Annotated in this window: 30 protein-coding genes; 5 read left to right on the top strand and 25 right to left on the bottom strand. The window is 34.6% G+C overall.

The annotated features are described in order from the left end of the window. The 3 genes from AACZ92_RS12115 to AACZ92_RS12125 all read right to left on the bottom strand — a co-directional run. On the bottom strand, positions 1-847 hold an 847-nt coding region (locus tag AACZ92_RS12115), incomplete at its 3' end, for a DEAD/DEAH box helicase (protein WP_339701727.1). 85 nt (positions 848-932) lie between these two features. After that, positions 933-1,382: a KTSC domain-containing protein gene (locus AACZ92_RS12120; RefSeq protein WP_339701730.1), complete on the bottom strand. Its 450-nt coding sequence runs from the start codon at positions 1,380-1,382 to the stop codon at positions 933-935. A 122-nt stretch (positions 1,383-1,504) separates the two neighbouring features. Then, on the bottom strand, positions 1,505-1,696 hold the full coding sequence (locus AACZ92_RS12125) for a cold-shock protein (RefSeq protein ID WP_117160149.1): 192 nt from the start codon (positions 1,694-1,696) through the stop codon (positions 1,505-1,507). A 320-nt stretch (positions 1,697-2,016) separates the two neighbouring features. On the opposite strand from AACZ92_RS12125, the gene AACZ92_RS12130 reads away from it, so the two are divergent. Both AACZ92_RS12130 and AACZ92_RS12135 read left to right on the top strand, forming a co-directional pair. After that, complete coding sequence (locus AACZ92_RS12130) at positions 2,017-3,117, top strand: hypothetical protein (protein ID WP_339701735.1); 1,101 nt, start codon at positions 2,017-2,019, stop codon at positions 3,115-3,117. 11 nt (positions 3,118-3,128) lie between these two features. Next, complete coding sequence (locus AACZ92_RS12135) at positions 3,129-3,620, top strand: hypothetical protein (protein WP_339701738.1); 492 nt, start codon at positions 3,129-3,131, stop codon at positions 3,618-3,620. A 73-nt stretch (positions 3,621-3,693) separates the two neighbouring features. Here AACZ92_RS12135 and AACZ92_RS12140 read toward each other — a convergent pair whose 3' ends face one another. From AACZ92_RS12140 to AACZ92_RS12175, 8 genes are all read right to left on the bottom strand, one after another. Continuing rightward, complete coding sequence (locus tag AACZ92_RS12140; protein WP_339701741.1) at positions 3,694-4,566, bottom strand: hypothetical protein; 873 nt, start codon at positions 4,564-4,566, stop codon at positions 3,694-3,696. A 212-nt stretch (positions 4,567-4,778) separates the two neighbouring features. After that, the gene (locus AACZ92_RS12145; protein ID WP_339701744.1) at positions 4,779-5,240 is read right to left on the bottom strand and encodes a phage tail protein; all 462 of its coding nucleotides are present in this window, start codon (positions 5,238-5,240) and stop codon (positions 4,779-4,781) included. Then, positions 5,237-5,677, bottom strand: coding sequence for a phage tail protein (locus tag AACZ92_RS12150; protein WP_339701747.1), 441 nt, complete (start codon positions 5,675-5,677; stop codon positions 5,237-5,239). The genes AACZ92_RS12145 and AACZ92_RS12150 overlap by 4 nt, the downstream gene beginning before the upstream one ends. A gap of 185 nt (positions 5,678-5,862) precedes the next feature. Continuing rightward, positions 5,863-6,669, bottom strand: a complete 807-nt coding sequence (locus tag AACZ92_RS12155) for a type 1 glutamine amidotransferase domain-containing protein (RefSeq protein ID WP_339701750.1) — start codon at positions 6,667-6,669, stop codon at positions 5,863-5,865. A gap of 6 nt (positions 6,670-6,675) precedes the next feature. Next, positions 6,676-7,836: an iron-containing alcohol dehydrogenase gene (locus tag AACZ92_RS12160; RefSeq protein WP_339701753.1), complete on the bottom strand. Its 1,161-nt coding sequence runs from the start codon at positions 7,834-7,836 to the stop codon at positions 6,676-6,678. Between the two features lie 25 nt (positions 7,837-7,861). Beyond that, positions 7,862-8,494, bottom strand: a complete 633-nt coding sequence (locus tag AACZ92_RS12165; RefSeq protein ID WP_339701755.1) for a nitroreductase family protein — start codon at positions 8,492-8,494, stop codon at positions 7,862-7,864. 21 nt (positions 8,495-8,515) lie between these two features. After that, a complete protein-coding gene (locus tag AACZ92_RS12170; protein ID WP_339701758.1) occupies positions 8,516-9,094 on the bottom strand; it encodes a TetR/AcrR family transcriptional regulator in 579 nt (192 codons plus the stop codon). A 217-nt stretch (positions 9,095-9,311) separates the two neighbouring features. Beyond that, the gene (locus AACZ92_RS12175; protein WP_339701761.1) at positions 9,312-10,940 is read right to left on the bottom strand and encodes a T9SS type A sorting domain-containing protein; all 1,629 of its coding nucleotides are present in this window, start codon (positions 10,938-10,940) and stop codon (positions 9,312-9,314) included. A 689-nt stretch (positions 10,941-11,629) separates the two neighbouring features. On the opposite strand from AACZ92_RS12175, the gene AACZ92_RS12180 reads away from it, so the two are divergent. Further along, on the top strand, positions 11,630-13,204 hold the full coding sequence (locus AACZ92_RS12180) for a T9SS type A sorting domain-containing protein (RefSeq protein ID WP_339701764.1): 1,575 nt from the start codon (positions 11,630-11,632) through the stop codon (positions 13,202-13,204). A gap of 203 nt (positions 13,205-13,407) precedes the next feature. Here AACZ92_RS12180 and AACZ92_RS12185 read toward each other — a convergent pair whose 3' ends face one another. From AACZ92_RS12185 to AACZ92_RS12225, 9 genes are all read right to left on the bottom strand, one after another. Next, on the bottom strand, positions 13,408-13,713 hold the full coding sequence (locus tag AACZ92_RS12185) for a VOC family protein (RefSeq protein WP_339701767.1): 306 nt from the start codon (positions 13,711-13,713) through the stop codon (positions 13,408-13,410). A 27-nt stretch (positions 13,714-13,740) separates the two neighbouring features. Beyond that, positions 13,741-15,066 carry a serine hydrolase domain-containing protein gene (locus AACZ92_RS12190; protein WP_339701770.1) on the bottom strand — a complete coding sequence of 442 codons (1,326 nt, stop codon included), beginning with the start codon at positions 15,064-15,066 and terminating at the stop codon, positions 13,741-13,743. Between the two features lie 102 nt (positions 15,067-15,168). Further along, positions 15,169-15,780 (bottom strand): hypothetical protein, encoded by a 612-nt coding sequence (locus tag AACZ92_RS12195; RefSeq protein ID WP_339701773.1) that lies wholly within the window; start codon positions 15,778-15,780, stop codon positions 15,169-15,171. 4 nt (positions 15,781-15,784) lie between these two features. Beyond that, the gene (locus tag AACZ92_RS12200) at positions 15,785-16,270 is read right to left on the bottom strand and encodes a sigma-70 family RNA polymerase sigma factor (RefSeq protein ID WP_339701776.1); all 486 of its coding nucleotides are present in this window, start codon (positions 16,268-16,270) and stop codon (positions 15,785-15,787) included. A 249-nt stretch (positions 16,271-16,519) separates the two neighbouring features. Beyond that, complete coding sequence (locus tag AACZ92_RS12205) at positions 16,520-17,530, bottom strand: LLM class flavin-dependent oxidoreductase (RefSeq protein ID WP_339701778.1); 1,011 nt, start codon at positions 17,528-17,530, stop codon at positions 16,520-16,522. 89 nt (positions 17,531-17,619) lie between these two features. Beyond that, the gene (locus AACZ92_RS12210) at positions 17,620-18,075 is read right to left on the bottom strand and encodes a cold shock domain-containing protein (RefSeq protein WP_339701780.1); all 456 of its coding nucleotides are present in this window, start codon (positions 18,073-18,075) and stop codon (positions 17,620-17,622) included. A gap of 276 nt (positions 18,076-18,351) precedes the next feature. Continuing rightward, entirely contained in the window at positions 18,352-18,606 is a 255-nt protein-coding gene (locus tag AACZ92_RS12215) for a cold shock domain-containing protein (RefSeq protein WP_339701782.1), read from the bottom strand. Between the two features lie 264 nt (positions 18,607-18,870). Then, on the bottom strand, positions 18,871-19,266 hold the full coding sequence (locus AACZ92_RS12220) for a response regulator (protein WP_339701784.1): 396 nt from the start codon (positions 19,264-19,266) through the stop codon (positions 18,871-18,873). Positions 19,267-19,310: 44 nt separating this feature from the next. Beyond that, positions 19,311-22,718: a PAS domain-containing protein gene (locus tag AACZ92_RS12225; RefSeq protein WP_339701787.1), complete on the bottom strand. Its 3,408-nt coding sequence runs from the start codon at positions 22,716-22,718 to the stop codon at positions 19,311-19,313. 302 nt (positions 22,719-23,020) lie between these two features. On the opposite strand from AACZ92_RS12225, the gene AACZ92_RS12230 reads away from it, so the two are divergent. Next, positions 23,021-23,260 (top strand): YtxH domain-containing protein, encoded by a 240-nt coding sequence (locus AACZ92_RS12230; RefSeq protein WP_339701790.1) that lies wholly within the window; start codon positions 23,021-23,023, stop codon positions 23,258-23,260. Positions 23,261-23,362: 102 nt separating this feature from the next. Next, positions 23,363-23,500, top strand: coding sequence for a hypothetical protein (locus AACZ92_RS12235; RefSeq protein WP_339701792.1), 138 nt, complete (start codon positions 23,363-23,365; stop codon positions 23,498-23,500). Between the two features lie 18 nt (positions 23,501-23,518). Here AACZ92_RS12235 and AACZ92_RS12240 read toward each other — a convergent pair whose 3' ends face one another. The 5 genes from AACZ92_RS12240 to AACZ92_RS12260 all read right to left on the bottom strand — a co-directional run bounded on the left by AACZ92_RS12240 (position 23,519) and on the right by AACZ92_RS12260 (position 26,782). Next, on the bottom strand, positions 23,519-24,478 hold the full coding sequence (locus AACZ92_RS12240) for a putative sulfate exporter family transporter (protein WP_339701794.1): 960 nt from the start codon (positions 24,476-24,478) through the stop codon (positions 23,519-23,521). 74 nt (positions 24,479-24,552) lie between these two features. Continuing rightward, positions 24,553-25,452: a LysR substrate-binding domain-containing protein gene (locus AACZ92_RS12245; RefSeq protein WP_339701796.1), complete on the bottom strand. Its 900-nt coding sequence runs from the start codon at positions 25,450-25,452 to the stop codon at positions 24,553-24,555. Positions 25,453-25,520: 68 nt separating this feature from the next. Beyond that, on the bottom strand, positions 25,521-26,024 hold the full coding sequence (locus tag AACZ92_RS12250; protein ID WP_339701799.1) for a peptide-methionine (S)-S-oxide reductase: 504 nt from the start codon (positions 26,022-26,024) through the stop codon (positions 25,521-25,523). A gap of 109 nt (positions 26,025-26,133) precedes the next feature. After that, positions 26,134-26,301 carry a hypothetical protein gene (locus tag AACZ92_RS12255; protein ID WP_339701802.1) on the bottom strand — a complete coding sequence of 56 codons (168 nt, stop codon included), beginning with the start codon at positions 26,299-26,301 and terminating at the stop codon, positions 26,134-26,136. 55 nt (positions 26,302-26,356) lie between these two features. Then, the gene (locus AACZ92_RS12260) at positions 26,357-26,782 is read right to left on the bottom strand and encodes a hypothetical protein (RefSeq protein ID WP_339701805.1); all 426 of its coding nucleotides are present in this window, start codon (positions 26,780-26,782) and stop codon (positions 26,357-26,359) included. Positions 26,783-26,808: the final 26 nt, after the last annotated feature.

Below are 26,808 nucleotides of genomic sequence, written 5' to 3' on the forward strand. Positions count from 1 at the left end.
CACGAATTCCTTGGGTTAAACTTCCGTGTAAGGCACCTGAAGAAAACTTATTAATAGCCAATTTTTTTGCCAATTTATTAACGGCCGCTTTGGTTTTACAAAAGATAATTCCGCGTTCTCCTTGTTTGCTATTTAAAAAGTGTAGCAATACCTCTAGTTTTTCAATAGGTTCTACTACAACAAATTGGTGGTCGATCCCTTGATGCCCAACCGTTTCCATATCCGCTTCAATATGCGCTACGTGTTTAGACATATAATTCTGAACCAGTTGCTTTATGGTCCCAGGCATAGTAGCCGTAAAAAGCAAAGTTCTTCTCTTTTTAGGCAGTGCAGCAACGATGGTATCCAGTCCGTCTTTTAAAGCAGTAACCATTTCGTCTGCTTCATCTAGCACTAGATAGTTGGTGTTTTTAATGGACAGCGCTCCCCTTTGCAATAGGTCAATTAACCGGCCTGGGGTGGCAACAACAATATGAGTATCTTCTTTTAAACGTTCTATTTGAGGCTTTATAGGAATTCCGCCACAAATAGCTGCGATGGAAATGTTTGGAGTATAGGCTGCAAAATCACTTAAATTCGTAAATATTTGTTGTCCAAGCTCTCGTGTGGGTGCTAAAATTACTGCCTGAATGTCTTTATTAGCTACATCTATAAGCTGAAGCAAGGGCAATCCAAACGCAGCGGTTTTACCTGTACCCGTTTTTGCTAAGGCGACAACATCTTCTTTTTGGTTTAAAATAACAGGAACTGCCTTTACTTGTATGGAGGTAGGATTTTTTATATCCAATGCATCTAAGCCCTTTACTAAAGAATCTGCTATGCCTAAATCTGAAAATGTAGTATTCATATTGGTATTGATTGTATTGTGTTTATCTTAATGATTATTAAGTGATTTAATAGCATAAAGCTTACTGCCTATTGCATAAAGCCTACTATGCTTCTTCAAGAATTCGTTTCGATTTTCTATACGTATATTTAGGATAAATATTCCGTTTTGCAAAACGATTCAGGTTTCCGGCATTTATCATTTTGAGGTAAACAGGCTTAGTAATTCCAAAATACTCGTATGTATTGCCATCGGTAAAGGTAATTTCTAGTAATAATCCTTTATGTTGGTAATCTGCAATAGCCGCATTCGTAATTGTTTCGGTATAAGCAGGTAGGTTTTTTTCTTTGGTTTCGGGAGCCATGCTCACTAAAAAATGATACCCATCTATAATTTTACGGCTTTGTAGTTCAGCTTCTTGCTGCTTTGGATCACCCTCTTGAAATTTATCTGGATGCCATTCTTTCACTAAATTTCGATAGCTTTTTTTGAGTAGTTTAAGATCGATTTCTTTCTCAACTCCAAATAAGGTACTGTACTCTTTTATGCGCTTCATTGTCAGGGCTTTTAATTTGGCGCAAAACTACTTCTTTTTAATGGATTTACTTTTAAAACTCAGGTAATAAAAAAGCCCATCAATTAAGACAGGCTTTCTTTTGAAAATATAAAGATATATAGTTAGATCACTTTTACGTTTACTGCGTTTAATCCTTTGTTTCCTTCTTGTAAGTCAAACTCTACTTCGTCACCTTCTCTAATCTCATCGATTAATCCAGAAATGTGTACAAAGTGATCTTTTTCAACGCCTTCTTCAGTGATGAATCCAAAACCTTTGGTGTCGTTGAAAAATTTTACTGTTCCTTTACTCATTGTAATGTAATTTAATTTATTAATACTTGTTACTTTACAAAGATGGTGCCATTAAATTAGAATATGACCAATTATCCTTTTTATTATTAATATAATAACTATAAAAAAGAAAAGTTGACTTCGTAAGCCTTACAATCTTCAACTTCCATTAGATTATAATTAGCATATCAAAAAAGTCATACCTTTCTAAAATACAGGTTTTTACCCCTAATTAAAAAGGATATTTAACGGGTACATATAATTAGTATCTTCTATAATTTTACTTTCATAATTAACAAACCGGCTAAAATCCCCTAGTTGGCCATTTAAAACACAGGATTATGAAACTAGTATCATGTAAACCAATTCAATTTTTTTGGCTGTTGCTATCAGCAGTATTACTTTGCAGTTGTGGAGCCCCAACAGCTCTAACCACTCGGTATGCACCGTTTCATCCCACAAATAATACAGCGGTAAATTTCACATTCAATACTAGCGATAACGATGGGATTGCCCGTGCAGAGCTATTTGTATATGAATATGAATTGTATGTTAACCCTAATAACAATATGCGCTCCGCACGACAGCGTCCTGGAGGACAATGGGGGTTTATGGAAGATTGGAACTACAGCACAGAACCTACATCTGCAAATGAAACCCATAGTTTTTCCGATGGATTTCCGGCAGAATCATTTGTTCGTTTCTTGGTCCGCATTACAGATGGAAAAGGCAGAAAGAAATCTGAAGATTGGTATTTTGCGGCTGGAGACTGGCCTTATGGCAACTCCCCTATCCCTATTTTAGGAAAAGGAGCACCTGCCAAAACCATCGATGTCGCATTTGTAGCAGACCGAACAGATTATAGTTCGGGACGGGATATACTTCCTGATTTAGAAGGCTTGATTTTTGATGGGTATCATATAAACAATGCTATACGAAACCGACGGCAGTTATGGAGTTTTTACTATTCGCCACAGAGAGGATTTATAAGCGATTATGATAGTGGGGAATTGACCTTGGACATACCATCAGGAGTTAGAAATTCACCTATTATTGATCACGCAGCGGTTATACATACCACTGTAAAAAGAGATTGGGCCAGTGGCGGTAATTTCGGTACCGAGCCCACCAATATAGGTACTGCAGTCCACGAGAGTGGACATAGTACCTTTGATTTGGCTGATGAGTATAATTCAGGTAATTGCCGTACATCATCAGATCCGTACCATAATGTTTATGATAGCGAAGCAGACGCAGAAGCTTACAATACATCCAATGGCTGGCCCGCTTCAGATGTGGAAGAAATATTTTCGGGCTGCTGGCGTGTAGAACCTTCCAGCCTTGGTTGCATTATGGTCAATGATGGCGATGCAACAATGCCTGATTTTGAACGATCGTGCTTCTTAAGAACTATATGGTATTACATTGAGTTAACAAACTAAAAACACCTATTATGAAAACCACAATAAAATTAAACAAGACAATTCCATTTCTGGTAGTATTGCTTCTACTAAGTATTTCAGCAATAGCACAGGATCCAAAAGGAAATATAAACCTACCAGAAACAAATGATCCTGAAAAAATGCCACGGGACATTAGCTTATATCAACCTGTTCCAGTAATTCGAATTACTTTTAAAGCAACAAAAGAAGGCTATCAACTTGTTTCTTCGGAAAAAATTATGGGAGCGCCTACAGCTGCTATTGTAAAGGATAGACCTTTGCGCATTACGGCTTTTGACAATCAAAATAAACCTATTAGAATAGTATCTAAAGCTAACCCACTGGAAGTACGAACCACAGGGACGGACAAAGCAGGCTTTGCAAGTTTAGAGGAGGCTACAATAACAGTGTTCTTTGAAAAGCCTGAGCAATTGGGATTAGTAAAAATACAATTGTTTGAAAATAATGACCCTGTTTATGAGGAAACATTTGAGGTAGAATAGCGTGTTATATTTATAAAGTTTAACCCTTATTAGCTTTACGTTGGTAGGGGTTTACTATTTTTTGAAGGGTACATCATTCCTCTTTACAAGTAGCGGGTAAAAATGATCCAGTTTGTAAAGAAATGTGTTTTTTTGAAACTTCTATAACGTTTACACGTTGATACGGCTTCAACTCTTCAGTCGTGGGATTTTTAAAGTAAGGGAAAAATTCGTCTCCATACTGAAGCTTTTGAGGAAGCAAGCTTTCACTTGAATACTTTTGAATATACATGGTATCTTCTTCATTCAAACTTGTTAGGGGTTTCTTTTTCATCCCTTCAGAAAAACTACCAACATATAATAAACCATCCTTGAACGTAATCGGGATATTTGATTCGGTTGTATATTCCGAAGGTAAATTGACCACTATTAAATCGCTATAACTTTCGGGGTTTTTAAACTGAAATACCCGGGCTTGTTTTTCAGCTCCTTTTAATTTATATCCCGGGAATTCTTCCAATAAAGCAAGGTTAAACTGGTGTATAGAGCCTTTTTCATTTATAACGTATGGAGTTATATAGCAATTGGAGTTGGGATTAAACAATCGTTTTAAAAAAGTCGGGGTCTTAGCATTAAAACCTATGAGTAGACGGTTTTCTGAACGAGTTGAGACCTTAACTTGCGTTGTATTGTCTAATGCTGAAATCTTTCGTCCATAAAGTGCAAATTGAGGGGCAACGGTTTTAGTTACTTTCAACTTACCGTTTTCCAACTCCCAAGTCCCTTTTTGAATACCGCCAAAATAGGCAATTGCATACGTATTATTGGGTAAAAAAACCAAGGTATTTCCACCCATAGGATCATTACTTTTTAAATGGTAAACCCCGATTATGTTTTCTTCGGAAATGTTTTGGGCAAATATGCTTCCAGTTAATACCAAACAAATAATCAATAGCAACTTTTCCATTATACTAAGGTATCGAAATTAATTTTGAGAGGAAGTTTATTAATTATTCGAAGTAATTTTTATTTTTACCAAAAGAATACACTATGATTGGTATTTGGCAGCTTGTTTTACTCTTTATTATTTTAGTAGCCATAATAGGGCCTATCATTCTTGTAGTGTACTTGGTGCGTAGAGAAAAGAAAAACAAACCTAAATAGTATTCTTAGTCACTATTAGCCTTTTTTAGTATCAATAGGCGCAATTATATTCCCTTTGCCATCCACTACTTGAAAGTATTTATATTCTAGTTCTATACATTCAATGAGGATTTTTGTGTCTTGTGCATGCAGTTCTTCTACGCCCCAGCCTACTGGAACTGCTTGTTCAATTTTCCAGGCACTAACAAGCTTTTCTTTAGCATTTAAGAGTTTAATAGTCAGGTTTTGGGGTTGCTTTTTTTGGTTGTTAATGGCGTTCATGCACCATTCAATCAATTTGGAATTGGGTTGATACGCCCGCTTTAGAATAATATTTTCAAATTGGGTGTGCCTTTCTCTATTATGTTCATTTTTAGAAATTCTAACCTTCAACCCTTGAACGGACTGAAATCCACAATCTAGTTTGAATTTTTTATTATCAAACTGAACTTTAAAATGCATGTTTAACGGCGGATATGTTTTTTCCTCCGGTTTCATTTGCTTTCACTACCGTTTTTAACCTTAATCCCTTCGTGGGCAAGTTCCATCCGTTCTATAAAAACTTCTGTTTTGGTAGCATGTAGTTTAGAGTACTGTATGGAAACGAGCCACGCATTGTGAACTAACCAAGTTACAGTTGGTGTATGTTCTTCATCCAAAAGACTGATGGTAATGTCCCGTCTTTCTTTACTTTGCCTGAAATCGTTAAACCATGTAAAAGCATCGTTATCGTCCTTATAAACTCCACGTTTCAAGATAATATTGCTGAATTTTCTAAGACCGGGTAATTTCTCTGTAGAATACCTTAGACTGGCTCCATGACGATATTCCAGAACTTCATATTCCATATCAAGACCAGTAACTTCTGTAAAACCTACTCTTGTGCCTCCCCAATCTATTTGAAAGTGAAAATTGACCAATGGTAACTCTTCCATAACCGTATTATTTAAATGTTAGTTTACTGTCAATCAATATACTAAAAAAACAAATTAATTTAGAAATTTATTCAGAAGAGTTTATTATGATATAAATACGTAAAGAAGTATGGGTATTCAAATAAAAGCCTCTTTGAATTATACAAAGAGGCTTTTAAAAATATAAACTAGAAACTAAATTTTCATTACTTCAACTGTTTTAGCAGTTTTTCAGCTACTAATTCAGAAGATGCTGGGTTCTGACCCGTAATTAAATTACCATCCTCAATAGCGTATGCTGCCCAATCTTCTTTTTTAGAATACACACCGCCGTTTTCTTTAAGCATATCTTCTACTAAAAATGGAACTACATTAGTAAGTTGTACAGCCTCCTCTTCAGAGTTTGTAAACCCAGTTACTTTTTTACCTTTTACTAAAGGAGTACCGTCTTTATTTTTCACACCTTTCAAGGCAGCAGGTGCATGACATACGAACGCTACAGGCTTGTCTTGGCTATTGAATTTTTCAATTAAAGCAATCGAGTTTTCATCGTTTGCTAAATCCCACAACGGACCGTGACCTCCTGGGTAAAATACAGCGTCAAAATCATCAGCATTCATATCTGCTAATACTTTTGTGTTTTTTATTTTATTTTGTGCTTCTGCATCATTTTTAAAACGCTCTGTATCTTCAGTGCTTGCATCGGGTGTATCACTACTTGGATCTATTGGCGCTGTCCCACCCTTTGGTGTTGCCAATGTAATAGTCGCTCCTTTGTCTAAAAGGTTATAATACGGATTGGCAAATTCTTCAATCCAAAAACCTGTTTTATTTCCTGTGTCTCCCAACTGATCGTGAGACGTTAATACAAATAATATTTTCATATTTTTTTCTTTTCTTAATGTTACTTGTTCTTCTGAAACCTTTTCAGAAGTATTCTTATTTTGATTGTTCTTACAACTTGAAACAACAACCAGTGTACATATAATGAGTACTGAATTTAGAAATTTCATAAAAACCTAATAAGCCATTTTTACAATTTTTTCTGCATCTTTTGGAGTTAGCGCTTGCTTTTCTCCAATACCATTCCAACCCCTATCTGTGAAACGTTTTGCTATTTCTTCGGCAGTACCCTCATATTCTGAAGTATAATCGGACAACTTCGTGTCGATTCCTAATTGATGAAAAAAGGCTTCGGTTTTTTCAATAGCAGCGTATGCTTTATCTTCTTGATTTCCTTCGGTTATATTCCAAACACGTTCTGCATATTGAGCTAATTTCTCTTTTTTAGCTTCAAAGTTGTATTTATAGTGGCTTGGCGCTACTACGGCTAACGTTCTAGCGTGATCTATACCAAATAAAGCTGTTAATTCGTGTCCCATCATATGCACCGCCCAATCGCCAGGAACACCTTGTTGTATTAAACCGTTAAGAGCCATCGTACAACTCCACATAAAGTTTGAAGCTGCTTCATAATCTGTAGGATCTTCTACTACTTTAGGTGCTACTTCAAGTAAGGTTTGTAAAATACTTTCGGCAAAACGATCTTGTAGCAATCCGCCTACTGGATATGTCATATACTGCTCTAAAACGTGTGTAAAAGCATCGGTGATTCCATTTGCTAATTGACGTTGCGGAATAGATGTAATAACTTGCGGATCTAGAATTGAAAACTGTGGAAATAAGCCTGGACCACCCATTGCTAATTTTTCTTTTGTTTCTTCTCTGGTAATTACGGCGCCAGAGTTCATTTCAGAACCCGTAGCAGGTAATGTTAAAACCGTTCCGAAGGGCATCCCCTTCTCCGTTCTAATTTTTTCAGTTAAAATATCCCAAGGAGTATCCCCTTCATACAAGGCTGCGGAAGATAAAAATTTAGTTCCGTCAATAACTGAACCACCACCAACTGCTAATAAATAGGTAATATTCTCATCTTTAATAACCTGTAATGCTTTTAGTAATGTTGCATATTCTGGATTAGCAGGTATACCACCAAACGCTACTACTTCAACATGGGTCAATGCATTTTTTACTTGTTCGTAAATTCCGTTTTTCTTGATACTTCCTCCTCCGTAAAGCATGAGCACTTTCGCGTCTTGAGGAATTTCTTCATTTAACTTTTCAATAGTATCTTTTCCAAAAATAATTTTGGTTGGGTTTTTAAATTCAAAATTGTTCATCGTATTTTTCTTTTTCTTACTTTTTTTATTCAATTACTGTTACGAGATCTTCTGTGCTTTTTCTAACCTTCACTAAGTTTGCCAACCAATCATTTTCTTCTTGGCGGTAACCAATAGGTAATAAAACAGCACTACGAAGCCCTTTTTCTCTTAAACCTAATATTTCATCTACAGCGTCAGGATCAAAACCTTCTACTGGTGTGGCATCTACTTCTTCAAAAGCAGCTGCGGCAATTGCTTGTGAAAAAGCAATATATGCTTGTTTGGCAGCGTGGTTAAAGTTTTCTTCAGCATCTTTATGTGGGTAAGAGTCTAACAACATGTGTCGATAGTTTTCCCAACCTTCGTTTTTAAATCCTCTTATTTCATTCGTTAAATCGAACATATAGTTGATACGATCGGCTGTATAGGTATCCCAAGCTGCAAAAACTAGCAAGTGAGAGCAGTCTGTTATAATGGATTGATTCCACGCTATCGGCTTAATTTTCTCCTTCACTGCTTGGTTTTTCACCACAATGATTTCAAAAGGTTGTAAGCCACTAGAGGTGGGAGCTAAACGCGCCGCTTCTATGATTCTATCAATTTTAGCTTGATCTACTTTTTCACCATTCATGGCTTTTGTAGCATATCTCCAGTTCAGTTTCTCTAATAATTCCATGTTATTTACTCTTTATTTATATTATACTTTTATGCTGTTCCAGGCCGCTTGATAGGCTTGTTCTATGTGCTTTTCTTCTATATTAAATTGTCTGCGCTGTTGGGTTAGCATTAAAAATGTTAACGGACTAATAGTATATGCGTATAACAAATAATTAGATATTGGTTTAATTATTCCTTTATCTTGTCCCCGTTGCCATAAATTAAGTAAGGGTTGTAAGTGTTTTATCCCCTCTTCTCTACTTGTTTCATCTATTATGGGTGTGTTATCACATTGAGCCAAAAACAGTGCTTGCTTACATTCCTTTAATTTGAAATCGGCTATACGTTTCCAGACAATTTCAAAACCTTCAACTACATCCATATCATCTGTGTATGTTTCAAAAGCATATGCTGTAAATGCTTCTTTCACTTCTAAATATACCTTGTTAACTAAATCTTGTTTACTTTCAAAATATAAGTATATAGTGGCGGGCGATACATTTGCCATTTTAGCAATTTTGGATATGGGCGTGGCATGAAAACCATTGTTATTGACTAATTCAATAGTGGCTTGTACCAAATTATTCTTCTTTTCTATGCTTTTTTGAAGCTTCGCCAAACCTTTTAATTTTAAATGATGGGACAAAGATACACAGAAAAGTGAACGTTCATTCTTTTTTAACAAGAGTTTAATAAGGGGCGTTGAAATCTTCATTAGTTTTTAAAAAATTAGTCTATTTAAGGCCCTAATTCCCTATAAATAGAGGTTGTAGGTATTTGTATTGGCCATTTTTAGTGGTGTGCTTCCATATATATACCCGTGACCCTTTTTTAAATTATCTTAGAATCGCTTTTAACGTTTGCTTTTTAATTCCCGTTTCGATAGAAATAAAATATATACCTGATATTAACTTTTCTCCTTTTATATTCGTGCCCTTCCAGTTGATTTGCTGTTTACCTGAAGTTGTTTTATCCAAAAGTGTATTTACGTTTCTGCCTAGTATATCATAAACCTGCACCCTTGTTTTAGACTCTTGTTCTACAAAAAACTCAAGGACGGTTTCTGTTGTAATCGGGTTTGGATATAAGCTAGTTTTTAAGTTAGTACTGGTAATATCCTGTACGTTTAAAATTCCTTCTGGGGAAATACGGGTATAATATACATCTTGGCCTCCATTGATAGTATTAGCCCAGGCTAAATGAGCAAAGTCATTATCAGACACCAAATCAAAATAGTCTCCCATTTTGTCCTGTTGTGGGTATCCAATATTGGGGTTAAAAGGAACGGATATTGCTTCATTATCAGACCATGTTTCCCCTTGATCTTCTGAATAGCTGTAATAAAGTTCTGAGTCATTAGTCCCTGCAGCAGCATTTCTAGTGTCCAACCATACAATATCAGTACGTCCATTCGGGGCAACTGCCATTGTTCCAAACCACTGATAAGCGTTATTTCCAACATTATCTTGATTAATACGAAGCGGTGCGGAAAATGTCTCTCCGCCGTCAGTACTTTTGGCAAACATGACATCGCCAGGATCGTTATTTGAAGTTCTATCGACCGAAGCGGTAACATATACGTTCCCTTGTCCCGGACCGTTGGAAATATCAACATCTACCCAAGCTTGCCCCATTAATCCAACTGGATTTACTGGTGCCCCAACATGTAACTGTCCATCGAGATTTACTGGGCTAAAAGAGTCCCAAGTAACAGGGGTACTAGCAGGGTTTTTTGCAGTAGTAGATTTTACCACTATAATATTAGAATTATTTGTGGTGCCCGTTAAATATAGGGTTCCATTTTTATCAACCGTCAAAGTACCCCAATATGGGTCTCCATCTACCGTAACACATTCTTCAAAGGTTTCGCTACCGTCTATAGATCGCGTAAAAAAACCTGGAGAGCACGTAGATATGGAAGAACTCCAATATGAATAATTATTCTTGTCTCCTACCCCCCCTGTCCGGTCAATACGTATCCATTGTTTGTCACCACCATATGCTGGTACTGGGGCTTCCCATATTACCCCCCCATCTGTAATTTCAAATACTTCGCACCCAAAACCTCCCAGAAGACTATTATAATAAAAATTACCCTCCGAATCAAAATCCAATACCGGGTCTGAACGAAAGTTACCCGGATCTAGTGCACCCGGGAACGTCCAAGTTACCCCACCATCGGTGGAATAGCCATATCCCGCTTGTCTGAAGTTGCTACTTGTGGTATCAAACTGTCGCCAACCAATCACAATACGGTTAGGGTTCGTTGGGTCTACCGCTATGGAAGGCTCGTTAGCTGCATCCCCTATTATATTATTACCATCACCATCAATATTTACCTGTCGGGTAAAGTAATTAGTATAGGTAACGTGATAAGCCGGACTTTTTTCCATGGAAGATCGAGAAACAGAAATATAGGGATCATCGGGTATTTCATGATGAAAATCTCGGTTTTGTGCGAGCATACTACCCGATATTATAAACATACTAGCAAGAAATAAAAAAAAAGACACAATTGAATGAAATAGCTTCATAACAGATTATTTTTAGAACTTCTTTTAAAGTTACACATATTTATCTAAACATCTAATTATTAAGTAATTAAAAAAAACATCTCGTGAGTATCCTTTACTTATTTTTGTATTGGTATACTCAATAAGAAAGCAAAGCGTAATAAGACCTAGATAAATATTCACTCTTGACAGTCTTTCTTGAATCTGTTGAATAAAAAAGCTTCCACATTAATAATAAGGTGACAGCCCAACGTCAATTCATCTTTTAAAGACTCCCCATTATAGCCGTTCATAAACCCATGGATTCTTTTTCAAAAAAAAAGCTTTAATTATAAATTAAATAGATTAAATTCTGTTAAATACCCAGCAAATAAAAATTTTTAATATAAATCTTAACCTAATTTGATGATTTTATTACAAGAAGAATAAATTTAATAAAATTCTTTTTTTAGAAATAATATCATATTTAATTAACAATTTTAACTCTTAAACTACTACAAAAATTCACAATTTGAGAGTTTTTCTGCAAACTAAAAAACTATATTTTTATCAAATTATCATCATTTATAGGATTTCACTATTTTTTTAACAATAAAACTTTAATATATTTGATTGAATTATTAATTAACTCCTCATATATTATGAAAAAACAATTACTATTATTATGTACCATTGGCATGGTTGTTACAACTATTCAAGCACAAGATTTAGCAGAACAAACAACAGATGCAAATGGTAAAATTTATTTCAAATCGATTAACACCCCTAAGAGTATTCTTGAAAAAGAAGAAAAAACACCAACGGATCTTGAGTTAAATTGGACTAATCCAGACCATAATGTGTCAGAGCACCCAGAGGTAGATTCTTGGAATCCAAGAATGAGTGTAACTTCAGATGGCACAGCACATATTGTATATAACGATAATCACCCTAATGGACTACAAAAAATTATGTATCGTAAGAAAAGTCCTAGTGGCGACTGGTCTACTCCTATCTTTATAGATAAAGGTGTTGATATAGGCGATAGAAACAACCACTTTCCTACTATAGTTGCTTCTGAGAACGGTGATCTTCATGCTACCTATAATGTATGGGCCTTTGAAAATGTACGTAATTATATTGGGTATTCCCATTATGATGCCGCCACGGAAACTTGGAGCGATGGTGTTAAAATATCTGACCTGGGAGGGACTGTAAACCACAATAGTAGTAGACACGAAGTGTTTATGACTAGTGACGACTTACCCGTAGCAGTGTGGGGATGGGATAATAGAGAAAATGGCACTGAAGAGGAAATATACCTATCTTATTTTGATGGAACTAACTGGTCTAATGATATAGCTGTGTCTGACCTTAATGATGGTTTTAACGCTGGTGCTCCTCATATTCAACGTTTAGGAAATGGAAAAACAATGATTCTATTTACTCAAGATATAACCGGTAGTAAAGAATTAGGATACAAACTGTATGATGAAACTACTCATGAGCTAAGTGATTTTAAAACCTTACCTGTAACTAACTTTACTGGCCTTAACTACAGTATTGCATCTTCTGAAAATAATGACATCCATGTATTGACCATACATACCGAGGTATCTCCATTACGTGCTTCATTCACAGTATATAAATACGATAGTGCAGCCGACTTATTTGAAGTTAACTCTTCTCCTTTTGAGCTAGATGCATCTGCCGGTAATATTAAGAGAATAGATCTAGATTGCAATGAAGACGGTGACTGTGCCATTATTTATACCGATTATTATATAGACACTAACATGTATATGTCGTATAACGAAACAGACGGTTTTAGCACTCCTTTACAAATTAACGATGAAAACCCCACTTTTATAGGTCCTTCTTGTGAATTTGATGGTGCTGGAAATCTACATGTAGTCTGGAATGATATGCGTTTTGATGATGGAGTTGACTTTGACGAAAGAGAAGTTATATATGAAATGGGAGCAAATTCACCTCTTGGTATTACTTCTTTTAAAGATACTTCCATGGTAGTTTACCCAAACCCTACACAGGGTGAGATTCATATTCAAACGCAAGGAAACTATTCTTTACAAATATTCGATTTATTAGGCAGAACTATTTCTACGCAAGAAGTAAATGGTGCTACCACGATAAACACAATTACTAAGTCTGGAACATACTTCTTACAGTTTACAGGAAACAATGAAGTTGTTGTGAAAAAAGTTATTGTTCAGTAGATTCACATTGATTTGTTATCATAAAAAAGATCGGTACATTCTTGTACCGATCTTTCTTTATAAAGAAAAGAGGTGTCGAAAAATTTATAATTGTGCTTTCTACTCCGCTTTGAGAGTATTATTGTTATTAAGAATCAGAAATACTATTTTAAACATTATTATTAATTACTCGGACCAAATAGCCAATTCATTTCCAGAAGGGTCTAAAAAATGAAACCGTTTCCCGCCAGGGAAGGAAAAAATATCTTTTGAAATGGTTCCGTTAGCTTTAATAACAGTTTTTTTATCTGCTCAAGGTCTGAGTGGTATAAAACAACAAGCGCACCATTCCCTATTTTAGTATCCATTTTTTCAAAACCGCCCTGCAAACCGCTGTCTGAAAAGGCAATATAGGTTGGGCCATAATCTGTAAAGCTCCACCCAAAACACGTGGAATAGAACTCTTTTATTGCTTCAAGGTCATTTGCTTTTAATTCAATGTAGTTAATGTGGCTGTTTGTAATACCCATACTATAATTTTACTATTTTGCCACTATTTATTCTTTAGTCAATTCATATGTTCTTCCTCCTTGATTAACGACTACTTTATTTGTTTCATTTTGAAATGTTAGTTTAATCATTACTTTTTCTGAATAAAAAGTGTGAGGTCCAATAGCGTCTAGTTGAAAACTTGGCTGTCCTTCTCCTTGGGCAATTAAGGTATTCCCATCTTTTGAAATATAAATATCAATGGGAAAATCAGGGCTACCATAGGTTCCTATGTATGTATCTAATTCTTCTGAAGTTACTTCAATTGTCTTTTTAGGTGAAAAATCTGGAAGGGTGTAGTCCATTCCAAAATATGTTTTAACAGCTCCAATAAAAACGCCTGAAATCTGTGCGTATAAGTTGTTTGTGGTTAATGCAATTGAAACATTTTCGTTGGGGAAGTATGCCGCAAACGCTTGAAAGCCGTCTATACTACCTCCGTGCCCATATACCTCTTTGGCATCAAACGGAAGTTTCATGAGACCTAAGCCCATTCCTTCTTTAGCATTTTTCATGCTTTCTAAAGAGACAGCAGACACAAGTTTACCTGCGAATAGATTGGTGAAAAATTGATTTAATTCAGTAGGGGTTGCTACCACCGCCCCTGCTCCTTTTGGAACACTCATATGGGTTTGCAGCTTCACTTCTTTCCATTCAGAGTTTTCAAAATAAAAAGGCAGGGCCTCGTTATTTTTAGGTTCAATAAGATTACCGTATTCCGTTCTTTTTAATGCTAAAGGTTCAACTATCCGTTCATCTAAAATGGTTGAAAAATCTTTCTTTTCAATTTCTTCAGCAATAAAGGATAGTAAAACATAATTAGTATTTGAGTATTGTGTTTTCTCGTCGGGCTCAAAGTTTGTTCCATTAGCAATGATACGCGCTATCATTTTTTCACGCGATTGTAGCTTATCTACCCAGGCTCTTAAATCTTCTGTTTCGGTTATGTTAAACAGACCACTTCTGTGCCGTAACAAGTTTTCTATAGTTATCTTATCTGCATTAGGAACGTTGGGAAAATAATCGCTTACTAAGGTGGTTAAACTAATCTTTTCTTCTTCAACAAGCTGCATCAATATAGTGGCAGTATATGTTTTTGAAATGGAACCAATACGGTATTTTGTTAAACTATTGGCCTTCGCATTTGTTGCTACATTAGAAAACCCAAACGACTTTTGGTAAATTTCTTCTCCATTTGAAAAGATAGAAAAACTCCCCATCCCTTTATTATTGCTTTCAAGTGCATTAAAAAGACTGTCCAGTTTAGCCTCATTGTACGTTTGCGCTTGTATTGAACTTATACAGATTAAGAAGATGAAGATGTATTTAAGCATACTAGTTGTTTTATAAGGTTGTTTTTAACAATACACTCAAATATACACTTTTTATAAATTTTTATCTTTTCATCTCTACCTATTTACCTTCTACAAAGAGAGTTACACTTGTGTACTTTCCAACTCCTGTAAATCTGCTTCTGCCCTAGCGGTAATATTTTTGTAGCAACCGTATCCCCATCGAGCAAAAATGATTATTCCTATGGTTATTGCTGCATAGAAAATTAAGAGTCCAGTAGATTTTTCAGTCTGAAAGAAATCTTTGTTATTGAATGCCATCATAAAAACAGGAACTACCAGCCACATAAGTATTACACTGTAAACCGCTCCTAATTGCTGAACCAAAAGCATTTGCTTTTTCTTTTTAATAAATTTCACAAGCGTGTCTTTATAACTGTCTGTAGTAAGATTCAGGTTTTTCATTCCAAACAAGGAACGTAAACTCAAAATAGGCATTACCACTAATGATAAAATCGACAAAATACTAGCCATCATTAGATACCAAGTGTTCATTTTATCTAAATTCAACACTATAACCACTGCTGCAACAAAGCAAATAATCGCTCCAATGATTTCATAAGTTGAAAGTGTACTAAATCTATTTTTAAATTTTTGCTGTGTCATATCTATAATTATTTTATCGGTTAATTTTTGTTGTTGTTCTAATTGATCACTCATTTGGGACCAGACGGTTTGCATTTCTTCTAATTCCATGGTGTTACTTTTTTATTATTTCTTTTTTTAATCTGTCTTTTATACGAGCCATTCGAGTTCCTACATTACTTATGGTTAAACCCGTGATACCAGCTATTTCATCATATTTTCGCCCTTCGAGAAAGAGGAAAATAATTCCTTTATCTATATCTTTTAAATGCTTGATACTTGCGTACAAAATCTTTAAGCGTTGTTCCAAAACTGGGTCGTACGTTTCTTGAACCAATATGACGCCATCAAGCGGGACCTTATATCCTCTTTTCTTTTTCCTTTTTGAATAAAATACAGCTGTATTTAGTGCGATACGGTACATCCAAGTGCTTACTTTAGCATCCCCTCGAAACGTTTTAAAGCCTTTCCATAGGTTGTACACCACTTCTTGATATAAATCCTTTTGGTCATCTTTATTGTTGGTATACAACCGAGTGACCTTATAAATGATCCCTTCGTTCTCTTTAATGATGTTTGTAAACGCTTGTTCTGTGTGCATTAAAAACCTTCTTTACCCTATTAGAGTTCAAGTTGGTGAAAAAATCACACTTTTATTGAAGTTTTTTTATTTGAAGTAATAAAAATGAAGAAGTTTAATAATGATAAATAATATGCTTGTCCAGTCGAGAGCAGTCGAGACCTTTTTAATAGTCTATAAGTTGTAGTTCTCGACTGCGCTCGAACAGACAGCTACAGACATTTTTAAACTTACTACTATTACTAAAAAGTTTACCAAATGAGAAAAATATTATATCTCTTTCATCACTTCTGAAAAGATTTCAAACGACTTAATACGTGCTTCCGGATCGTAAATATGAGAGGCTACCATAATTTCATCAACACCGGTTTCTTTTAAAAACTTTTTAGTTTGTTGTTTTACTGTTTCTTTACTTCCGATAAAAGCATACTTCAGCATTTTTTGAAACGCTGGATTTTGAAGAATTTGTTTTAAATCTGAAGTCATTTCTGTAGGTGGTTGTACGTAATCTATTTGCCCCGTCATCACACCAACCATCATTCTAATTAATGAAGTTGAAATTTTTTCGGCTTCAGCATCTGTATCGGCTGCAATTACATTTGCACACCCAATGGTATAGGGTTTTTCAAGATATTGAGATGGCTGAAAGTTATTGTAATAAATATTTAACGCTTCAAATAAATGTGTAGGTGCAAAATGACTAGCAAATACATACGGTAAGCCCTCTTTTGCGGCTAAATAGGCGCTATCAGTACTAGAACCTAAAATATACATAGGCATCGTTACGCCTTCGGCTATGGGCGCTCTTACTTTTGCATTCTGGTTGTCTGTTGAAAAATACTGTTGAATATTCCGAAGCTCTTCAGGAAACTTATAAACGGCTTGCATTCTATCTGGCCGAATAGCTTGTGCAGTAACTTGATCGGTTCCTGGTGCTCTTCCTAGTCCTAAATCGATACGATCTGGATATAAAGCGCCTAAGGTACCAAATTGTTCAGAAATTAATAAAGACGAATGATTGGGTAACATAATTCCGCCAGAACCTACACGGATGGTTTCTGTGCCACCTGCAATATGCCCAATAAGTACTGAGGTAGCCGAACTAGCTATACTCTTCATATTGTGGTGCTCTGCTAGCCAAAATCGTTTATAACCAAACGTTTCGGCTTTCTGAGCTAAGGAAAGGCTGTTTTTAAACACATCGGTAGGCTTAAAACCTACCCCGATTGTTGCTAATTCTAATATGGAATATGGAGTGTTGTTACTTTTTTCTTCTTTCATAGTAGTAAAAATACTTTTCTACAAAATAAGTCAAAAGTTAGGTGTATTATAGTTAATAAACCTATAAGTATTTTAGTAAGAAAGTAGTCTTACTTTTTCTTAACTCGTACCGCGTTCATTCCGCGTTGTCCTTTTTCTAATTCAAAAGATACGTTATCATTTTCATCAATCTCATCAATTAATCCACTTACGTGTGTAAAGTACTTTTCTTGATTTTCTGAATCAATAATAAATCCAAATCCCTTACTATGGTCAAAAAAGGAAACTTTACCGCTTCGCACGGGATCGAAAGCTTCTTTATCTGCTTCTGTTTGTTTAGGAACTCCCACAACAATTTCATCTGCCTCTACCTCTACCTTTTGAGAAGGATCTGGAGGTGTGTCGGTCAAGTTACCATTATGGTCAACATAAGCAAATTCAATGCCTGGACCTTTTTCTTTTGCTTCTGCTTTACGAGCTTCTTTTTTCTTACGTTTTTCTTCTCGCTTTTTTAATCTCTTCTTTTCTTTTTCTTTCTTCTCGTACGTTTGTTGTGACTTCGCCATTCGTTTGTTTAATAGGTTATTATGTAGTTTAATTAAAGAGTATCTTCAACCAATAAAATTGTTAATAAAGAGTAGGTTTTTTAAGATTGGTTGAGAACAATTGAAAGGTGTAGCACCTTATTTCTCTCTAAAAACTTATACAAAGATAGTAGATAGTATAGACATATATCTATTTTTAGTAATTATTCTTATAGACCACAATCTATTAGGGGGTTTTTATTAATCATAAAAAAACCACCCAAATAGGTGGTTTTATAGTTAGTTAATTGAAGTTGTTTATGCCAACCGAACATTAATAGCCTGTAAGCCTTTAGCGCTGTTTTCAGTTTCAAACATCACTTTGTCTTCTTTTTTTACTCGATCTACTAGTCCACTTTTATGAACAAATATATCTGCATTTGAGCTAGCTGTGGTAATAAACCCAAAGCCCTTCGTGTTGTTAAAAAACTTAACGTTCCCTTGCTCTATAGTTGTAGGCTGTTCTTTTTTAGTTTGAAATATGTTTTTTACAAATTGTTTTAATGATTTCATGATATTCAATATTATTGTTATTCATGCGGTACTACCCTACTGCACTGAAAGTTAAAAAGTAATTCGTTAGTAAGCTGGTTTTCTAATGAATTAATTGGTAGTGAAAAACACAATTAATTAAATGCTGTGTTTTTAAATTTATTAAAAATTCTTTTGCGTATAGTAAGTAATGAAGAGTAATTAATTAACTAATTGCGGAATGCGAAATTTTAATGCGGCTAAAGTAATTTAAAAAACATTAGCATAAGGATTAGAAATGTTAAATTAATTGTGCGAGTTATTTATTCGTACTACAAGTTCTTTTGTTTTAGCCAACGTTATGGGTTTAATTAGTATATCTTTAATATGAATATTTTTATTAGCACGATTGTGATCACTAGGATCTATTGATGAGGTTATTAGATAAACGTCCTTATTGTTTAGAAGGTTTTCTCGCGCTAGTATATCTATAAAATCCCATCCATTTATAAGCGGCATATTTATGTCGAGGAAAATTATAAAATTATCTTCTTTAAACTTGTCTTTTTTTAGAAAGTGAATGGCATTTTCTCCAGAATTGAATATAAGTGGGTCTTGAGATAGCCCACTAACTTGAAACATCCGTTTCGTAACTTTGCAGATTATCTTGTCATCATCAATTATGAGAACTTTTGTCTCCATTTCTAATGCTCTTTACTGGATATTATATGTACTATTTTAATAATTTAACTGCTACTTGTCTTTTCTGAAATATCTTTTACAATCGTATCCATTTCATTTGCAGATTCAATAACATCTATTAATAAATCTTCTTTTTCTGAAACTTGCAGCTCTCCATTATCTATTAGATCAATAATCCCCATCAATCGTGACAAAGGGGCTCTAAACAGGTGTGACTGTTCCCACGCTATTTGTTTTAGAAGTTTATTTTGGTTTTCAATAGCTTTAATATACGCCAACTTTTCGGTAATATCTGTCATGGCTCCTACCATTCTTAGGGCTTTTCCATTTTCATCTCTAATTATTACCCCTCTATCAATTACAAAGGCATATTCATTATTAGATTTCCTATATCTATACTCATGCGACCAATTAATAATTTCTTTATCAAGTAATGCCTTTTCTAAACTCTGTTCTGCGTCTTCTCTATCTTCTGGATGAAGGTGTTCACTCCACGAAAATTCTCTAGGGTCTATTGTTGTAATATCATGCCCAAAAAGCGTTTTAAATCCTTCGCCTCTGTATTGTATGTCTTTTGTTATATTCCAATCCCAAATGGCATCATTTGTAGCTTTGGCAGCCTTTTCAAAGCGTTCGTTACTTTGCCTTATTTCTTCTGCAGCTAATTTTCGTTCACTAATATCTAGACAATATACTGACAAACCTGTACTAGAGGGATAAATAGTAACTTCAAACCATTTGTTTACCGGTGTGTAATAATCTTCAAAATGAATGGTTTCTCCCGTTCGCATAGCAGTATGATAATGCTTGTATGTAGGATGTTTAATGTCTGAACCAAAAACATCCCAAAGTTTATTACCTAAAATATTTGATTTCTTTTTTTGTATAAGTTTTTCAGCCAAATGGTTTGCATAGGTTACTATCCAATTTTTATCAACTGCAAAAAAAGCATCGCCAATACGTTCTAATATTTCATTTTTCTCTGAGAGGGTTTTAGTAGCATTGAGTTCAGCTACTTTCCGAGTGTGAATATCTTGAAAACTACCATATAGTTTTATGCATTTTCCATCTTTAAACTCCGCTTTTCCCATTGTTCGCACCCATCGTTGATTACCTTTCATGGTTATAATTTGCAATTCATGATCCCAACCTTTATTATTATCAATTGCATTATTTACCGCTTCCTTGATGAGGCTTTGATAGTCTTTTTTATAAAAATTTATCCCCTCTTCTAGTTTAGGACTATATCCTAGAGGGGCTTCATGAATTCTTTGCGTCATAGCGGACCAATAAATAGCTTTTGTGTTGACATTTAATTCCCAGCTACCTATTTTGGCCATTTTGGTTGCATTATCTAGCAGTTTTTGTAATCTTTTTTGTTCTGTCGTGTTTTTTGCAACCGCATATATAAATTCTTTATCCGCTGTAACTGCAAAGGTCCAATCTAAATATATCGTTTGATTAGATTTGGTTGTAAACCTACTTTGTAGTTGTAGGGTTTTGTTTTTATTAATCAATTGATCAATATGGTTTTTAAATTTTTCATGATCTTTTGGGTGAATAAACCTTTTGAAGTTATGATTAATTATCTCTTCTTCCGGATATTCTAGTAAAGTACAACCTGTCGCATTTATACGTTTAAAATTTCCTTTGCTATCCAACATACAAATTATATCTGGTGCCAACTCTACTAATCTTGTTAATTCGTCTTCCACTTGTTTACGAATAATTTCGCCACACAAAAAGGGATTAACCTCTTCCCATAGTCGCTGTATGGTTATTTCGTCAACTTTTTTATTCTTTGTTCCCAACAACCATACTCCTATTGTACCGGTAGTATTAAAAATAGGTAATGCCACAATATTTTTGAAACCGGCCTGTTTGGCAGCTTCTTCCCTAGTAAAATTAGCATCCCCTTTTAAGCTATTCCAAAAAATTGGGGTTTGTGTTTCTGCCACCACACCAGGAAGTCCTTTTCCGAATGGTAATTTTGATGTTTTTTCGGCTATTGAATAAAATTTATTTGCTTCGGTTTCCTTTTTTGATGCGATACAATTAATTTCATTTTTATTCTTATTGGTTATCCATATTTCAGATATTGAGAATAATGTTTGGGTGATAGGTATATGAGTGAATTCTTCTAAGATTTTTTTAAGTGGTATTGATTTATTAAAAATATGAGAGAATATTTTTAAAACTTCTTTCTTCTGTTCAGCTAACCAAATTTCATAGATATCACTTAGAACTCCAATCATTCGAATTGGTTTTCCTTTTTCGTTTCTTACTATATATCCCTTCTCTTCTACTTGAGCATATGTGCCGTCTGCTTTTTTAAAGCGGTATCGCGCCTTCCATCTATTTCTAGAGGGATTACTCAAACAAGCTCGTAATGAAAGTAGGTTTCCTTTTAGATCTTTTTTATGCACTAACGATTCCCATTTTGATAATGGGTACTTTTCTTTTGTTATCGTATGTCCAAATAACCGTGAGAAACTCTCTCCCCATTTAATATGATTTTCCAATAAATCCCAGTCGTATATAGCGTCATTTGTAGCCAAATTAACATAACTATATAACTCACTGTTAGATTCTAGATCGGACTTTTTTTGAAAATGTTCTATAATAATTCCTACTAGAGAGGCCGACCTCTCAAAAACCTTTAATTCTTTTTCTGAAGGGACTCTTACATTTCCGTAATAATTTGCAAAAGTTGCTACTACTTCTTTATGAGCATTAAAAATAGGTTGCGACCAACACGCTTTTAATCCTAACGGTAGTGCTAAGGCCTTATATTCCTCCCATAAAGGGTCTGTACTAATATCTGATACGAGTATCCTTTTTTTTGTATAAGCAGCTGTGCCACATGAACCGGTATTAGGTCCTATTGCCTCTCCATCAATAGCCGTAGTAAACTTTTTAGGAAGCGAAGAAGATGCCACGTGCCATATCTTATTTTTTTCTATTTTTAATATAGAGGCTTTTAATGCGGGAAAAATATCTTCTAATCCTTTAATATAATTATTCAATATCGAATTAAGAGCAGCGGAAGGATCAACCGCTTGTTCCATTATCCTTCGTTCTAGTTGATCTAAATAATAGGTCTGTACTTTCACTTCACTATCCAATGGATTATTCGTAGTACCATACATAACGTTTTGGTCTGTATCGTATACAAAGATCCAATTTAGCTCTATATGACTATTATCTGGAAGCTCATGTTTAGCTATAAATGTTTGAGGAGTACTACTGTTTTTTTCTTCTAATACCTTATTAAAGCGCTTTATAGCATCGTCTTTTAAAAGAGCGCTAAAAGTGGTGTTTACCAGAGAACTTTTGTCAGAGATAAGACTTTTTACAGCTACCGCATTTAGCCATTGTATTTTCCCTTTATCGTCGACAATGCATACCATATCGGAAAGGGTGTCTAGAAAATTTAAATAAGCTCTGGTCATAGAGAATCTTAGTATTAAGGGGAGTTATACTGTTAATTCATTAAAAAATAAATTTTACAAGAAAGCAATCTAAATATAGTGAAATATAATGAAATATCTAACATTTTAAAATACTATTGAAAATAGTATTGATTTTTAACAAATAGTAAATTTATATTCTCATCTGCTTAGTGTTAATACTTACCATTTTCTTTAACACTTAGACATAAATAAATATTAAAGTGATCATCAAGTTATTGCAGGTATTAAAATTGCTCTATCTTTAAGATATTCAATAAAAAACAATAAAAAACACAAAGACTATGAACAACGGACAAAAGAAAGGAATCGCAGCAGCATTGGTAGGCATAGGAGCTGGTGCGCTTGCTTGGTGGCAATATAAAAGAATGTCGCCAGAACAAAGACAAAAATTAAAATCTAAAGTAAGCGAAGCTGGTGATAATATTAAAGATACAGCACGTAATGTTGAATCTTCTATTAGTGAAAAATACGATCAGCTTAAAAATACAACAAAAGAAAAAGTAGAAGACATTAAAAACTAAATCTGCTTTTATAGTATAAAATTAATCCCGCTCAACGCGGGATTTTTTATTGGTAGGTTTTACCCAATCAAAAAATACATATCTTTATATAAAACAATACTTATGAAAAAATTAGTACGCATTATAGCAGCAGCTTGGGGTGCAAAAAAAATTGGCGGTGGCACATGTGGCTGCATTGGTACCATCGTGGTTTTTATTATCCTATATTGGTTATTAGGATATGTGTTTGAGGTGTTTTAAAGTTAACTTCCCTCCTATTTATACAACAGTTTGCACTATTATAGCCAAAGAGGCAACCGAGATAAACACCCAAATTAATATTGCCAAAACCAAAGGCTTAACTCCTACTTTTTTTAAAGATGAATAATTGAGATTTGTTCCTATTAAAAACAACGTTACCGTTAATGCTATTTTTGCCAAAGTAACTATAAAGGGCCCTACCTGTTCTACACCAGGCACATAAGTGTTCACGATAATAGCAAGAATGAACAGTCCTATAAAATAAGGTATTTTAACTTTCTTAACACTCCCAGATTTATAAACGGCAAAAAGCACCGATATAGGTAAAATCCATAAGGCTCTAGCCAATTTTACTGTTGTCGCAGTTTGTAATGCTTCGATTCCATATTCATTTGCTGCACCAACCACTGAGCTGGTATCATGAATAGCAATCGCACTCCAAACTCCAAATTGATGTTGCGTTAATTCAAAAAAGTGACCGACCACTGGAAATATAAATAATGCCAAGGCATTTAGTAAAAACACAATACCTATTGAAACGGAAATTTGTTTGGCATTAGCCTTTATAACTGGAGCAATAGCGGCAATAGCGCTTCCGCCGCAAATAGCTGTTCCCGAAGATATTAGTTGTGTTATCTTTTTATCTATTTTAAAAAGCTTTCCTAGTAAGATTCCTAGGGTTAGTGTTGCAATAATAGAACTTACCGTTAGTATAAAACCATCTTTACCAGCTTGAAGCGCACTAGAAACACTCATCCCAAAGCCCAACCCTATAACTGCGAACTTAAGCAACCAACTTACAGCACTCCCACTAATTTTTTCAAAAGGATTTCCTGTAATTTGAGCCAAGGCAACACCCATTAACAGAGCTATTGGTGGTGTTATAAGTGGGGTAAGGCATAACATACACAGTGCTATAAAAAGTACTTTTGCTATTAATGACCTATGATTATTTTGTATGTTCTCTTTAGGTTTCATACTACTATATTGTATTTATATGAAACAAAAGTAGATTGCTTTACCATGCCAATCAAATGATAAAAAAGCATCTGTTATAACAGTATGTTATAATGGTGTTTTAAAAAATTTAAAAACAACGTAGCTAAAGGAGATTGGTGCCCTTGCTTAAAAATATAGCTGAAATATCTATTTATTGAAAGCTCTTCAATATCAATGATCCCTAAATCTGTTGCTTTTAGCTCCTTTAAAATAGTGTTCACACTCAAAAAAGCAACACTTCTTTGGTCTTGAATGTATGTTTTCATACTTTCTGAACTTCCTAAACGGATTACAACATTTAATTTTTCTACCGGAGCTTCCGTTTCTTTTAACGCTTGTTTTATAATTTCCAGACTTCCTGAGCCCTCCTCTCTTAGCACTAATGGAAAGTTATAAAGGTCTTTTATCGCTATAGCTCCTTTGTTGTAAAGTGCATGACCTTTAGCTGCCACTAAAACAATTTCATCTTTCATAAAGGGATGATAAGAAATCTCCCGATTTTTAGAATGTCCTTCTATAAAACCCAATTCGACTGTAGCATCCAGTACTTTCTTTTCCACATCTTGCGTGTTAGCATTGATAAGAGTCAGTTGTACTTTCGGAAATTTCTGATGGAACCTTGACAATGCTTCCGGAAGAATATACTGCGCCATAGTTGTACTAGCTGCAATTGAAAGTACTCCTTGGGTACGATCTATCAAAGCGTTCATATCAAACTCTAAAGCTTTATGTTGTTCCAATATTTTTTTGGTGTGTTCAAATAAAACAGCACCAGATTGAGTAAGGCTTATACTGTTGCCTTTACGCTCAAAAAGCTTTTGTTTAAAATGATCTTCAAATTGTTTAATATGGCGGGTTACTGCGGGTTGTGTAATATGTAACTCTTCTGCCGCTTTCGAAAAAGACATCCGGTTAGTAACCGTATTGAATACAAGTAATTTATAGTGCACCATTATTAACAAAAGTAATACTTAATTGGTTGTACTGTACTAAAACCAAAATAATTTTCCCACTACTCTTTTCATACCGGATGCTCCATACTTCTCGTATGTTTTGAAAAGCGATGTAAGAGAAGTTTTATTTTTGGATCTATAAAACGTTTGCAGAAAGGTCGTTCAGGGTTTGTTTTGTAATAATTATGCAGAGATTCTCTTGAGGGTTTAAAAGCTGAAAAAGGAAGCACTTCAGAGATAATCATTTCATCAAAATCCCGTTGCAGACTTTTAATATACTCCTGAGCCAATTGCTCTTGCTTTTCATTGAAATAATACACAGCCGATCGATACCTTTCTCGAAAGCTATGATTTGAAGTACTTTTATGAGTGTGCAGATGAATTTCAATAAGTGTTTTCAGACTGATTTCTTCCGTATTAAAGTGAACAATTACCGCTTCAGAAAAATTAGTATTATTGCCTGTTGAAGCAACGTATCCTTGCTCTACCCGATCTACACCAACCAACGATTGAAAAACTGCTTCGGTACACCAATGACATCCACCGCCTAATGCTATTTTTTCTACGTTCATAGGTTTCTTATTTATTGGGTTTAATAAGCTCGTAGTTATTTAAAAAGTCAATCACTTTCTTTTCAGGCATTTCACAAGGCTTTACTATTTCAGTTTTGGAAGTTATATACTAATTTAGGCTTATAAAATCGGTTCCTCCTAATTCTTCTGCATACACTTTTATGCTCTTCCCATCATTATAATCAGTTCTAGAGACGCCGTACTTTTTTTTACGATACCATACTACGGAATATCCTACAGGCAATTTCTCTATATAGGAAAGGATTGTTCTTTCCATAATACTAACAATCTAAAGTATAAAAGTCCTTTTATTACGGAAGGCTTTTTTATTATCATTTTTTATGAAGCTTTAACCCTTTAATCCAAGAGATTTTAGAATCATAAAACAAAAAATACGTTTTTTTATTGGCCGCTGTTTCACCTCTTGGTGTTTTCTTTATAAACCTTGCTTTAGTATTGGTAAAGTCTAAGGTATATTTTTCGTCTATATCATTCTCTTTATTGGTGTAAAAAAGAACGCTCTTTTTATCTGCTTCCCACGTTCCTTTTCCGTAGAAATTTTCCTTGGGCTGTGTCGGGTCAATGTTTCTATAAAAGTGAAAAGTAAAATTTCCATCTGGTTTTAAGGAAAGGGTATATTCTATGACAGTACCTTCTTTGGTTTCAGTACGTTTTCCATATTCTCCTGTAAATTGTGATGTTTGGGCAGTTAGTATTGTATTTGTAAACAATATAAAAAGTAGCAGTACATTTCTCATTTAAATAGCTTTTATAGTTAGACGTT

This window comes from uncultured Marixanthomonas sp. (genome assembly GCF_963974425.1).
Taxonomy (GTDB): Bacteria; Bacteroidota; Bacteroidia; order Flavobacteriales; family Flavobacteriaceae; genus Marixanthomonas.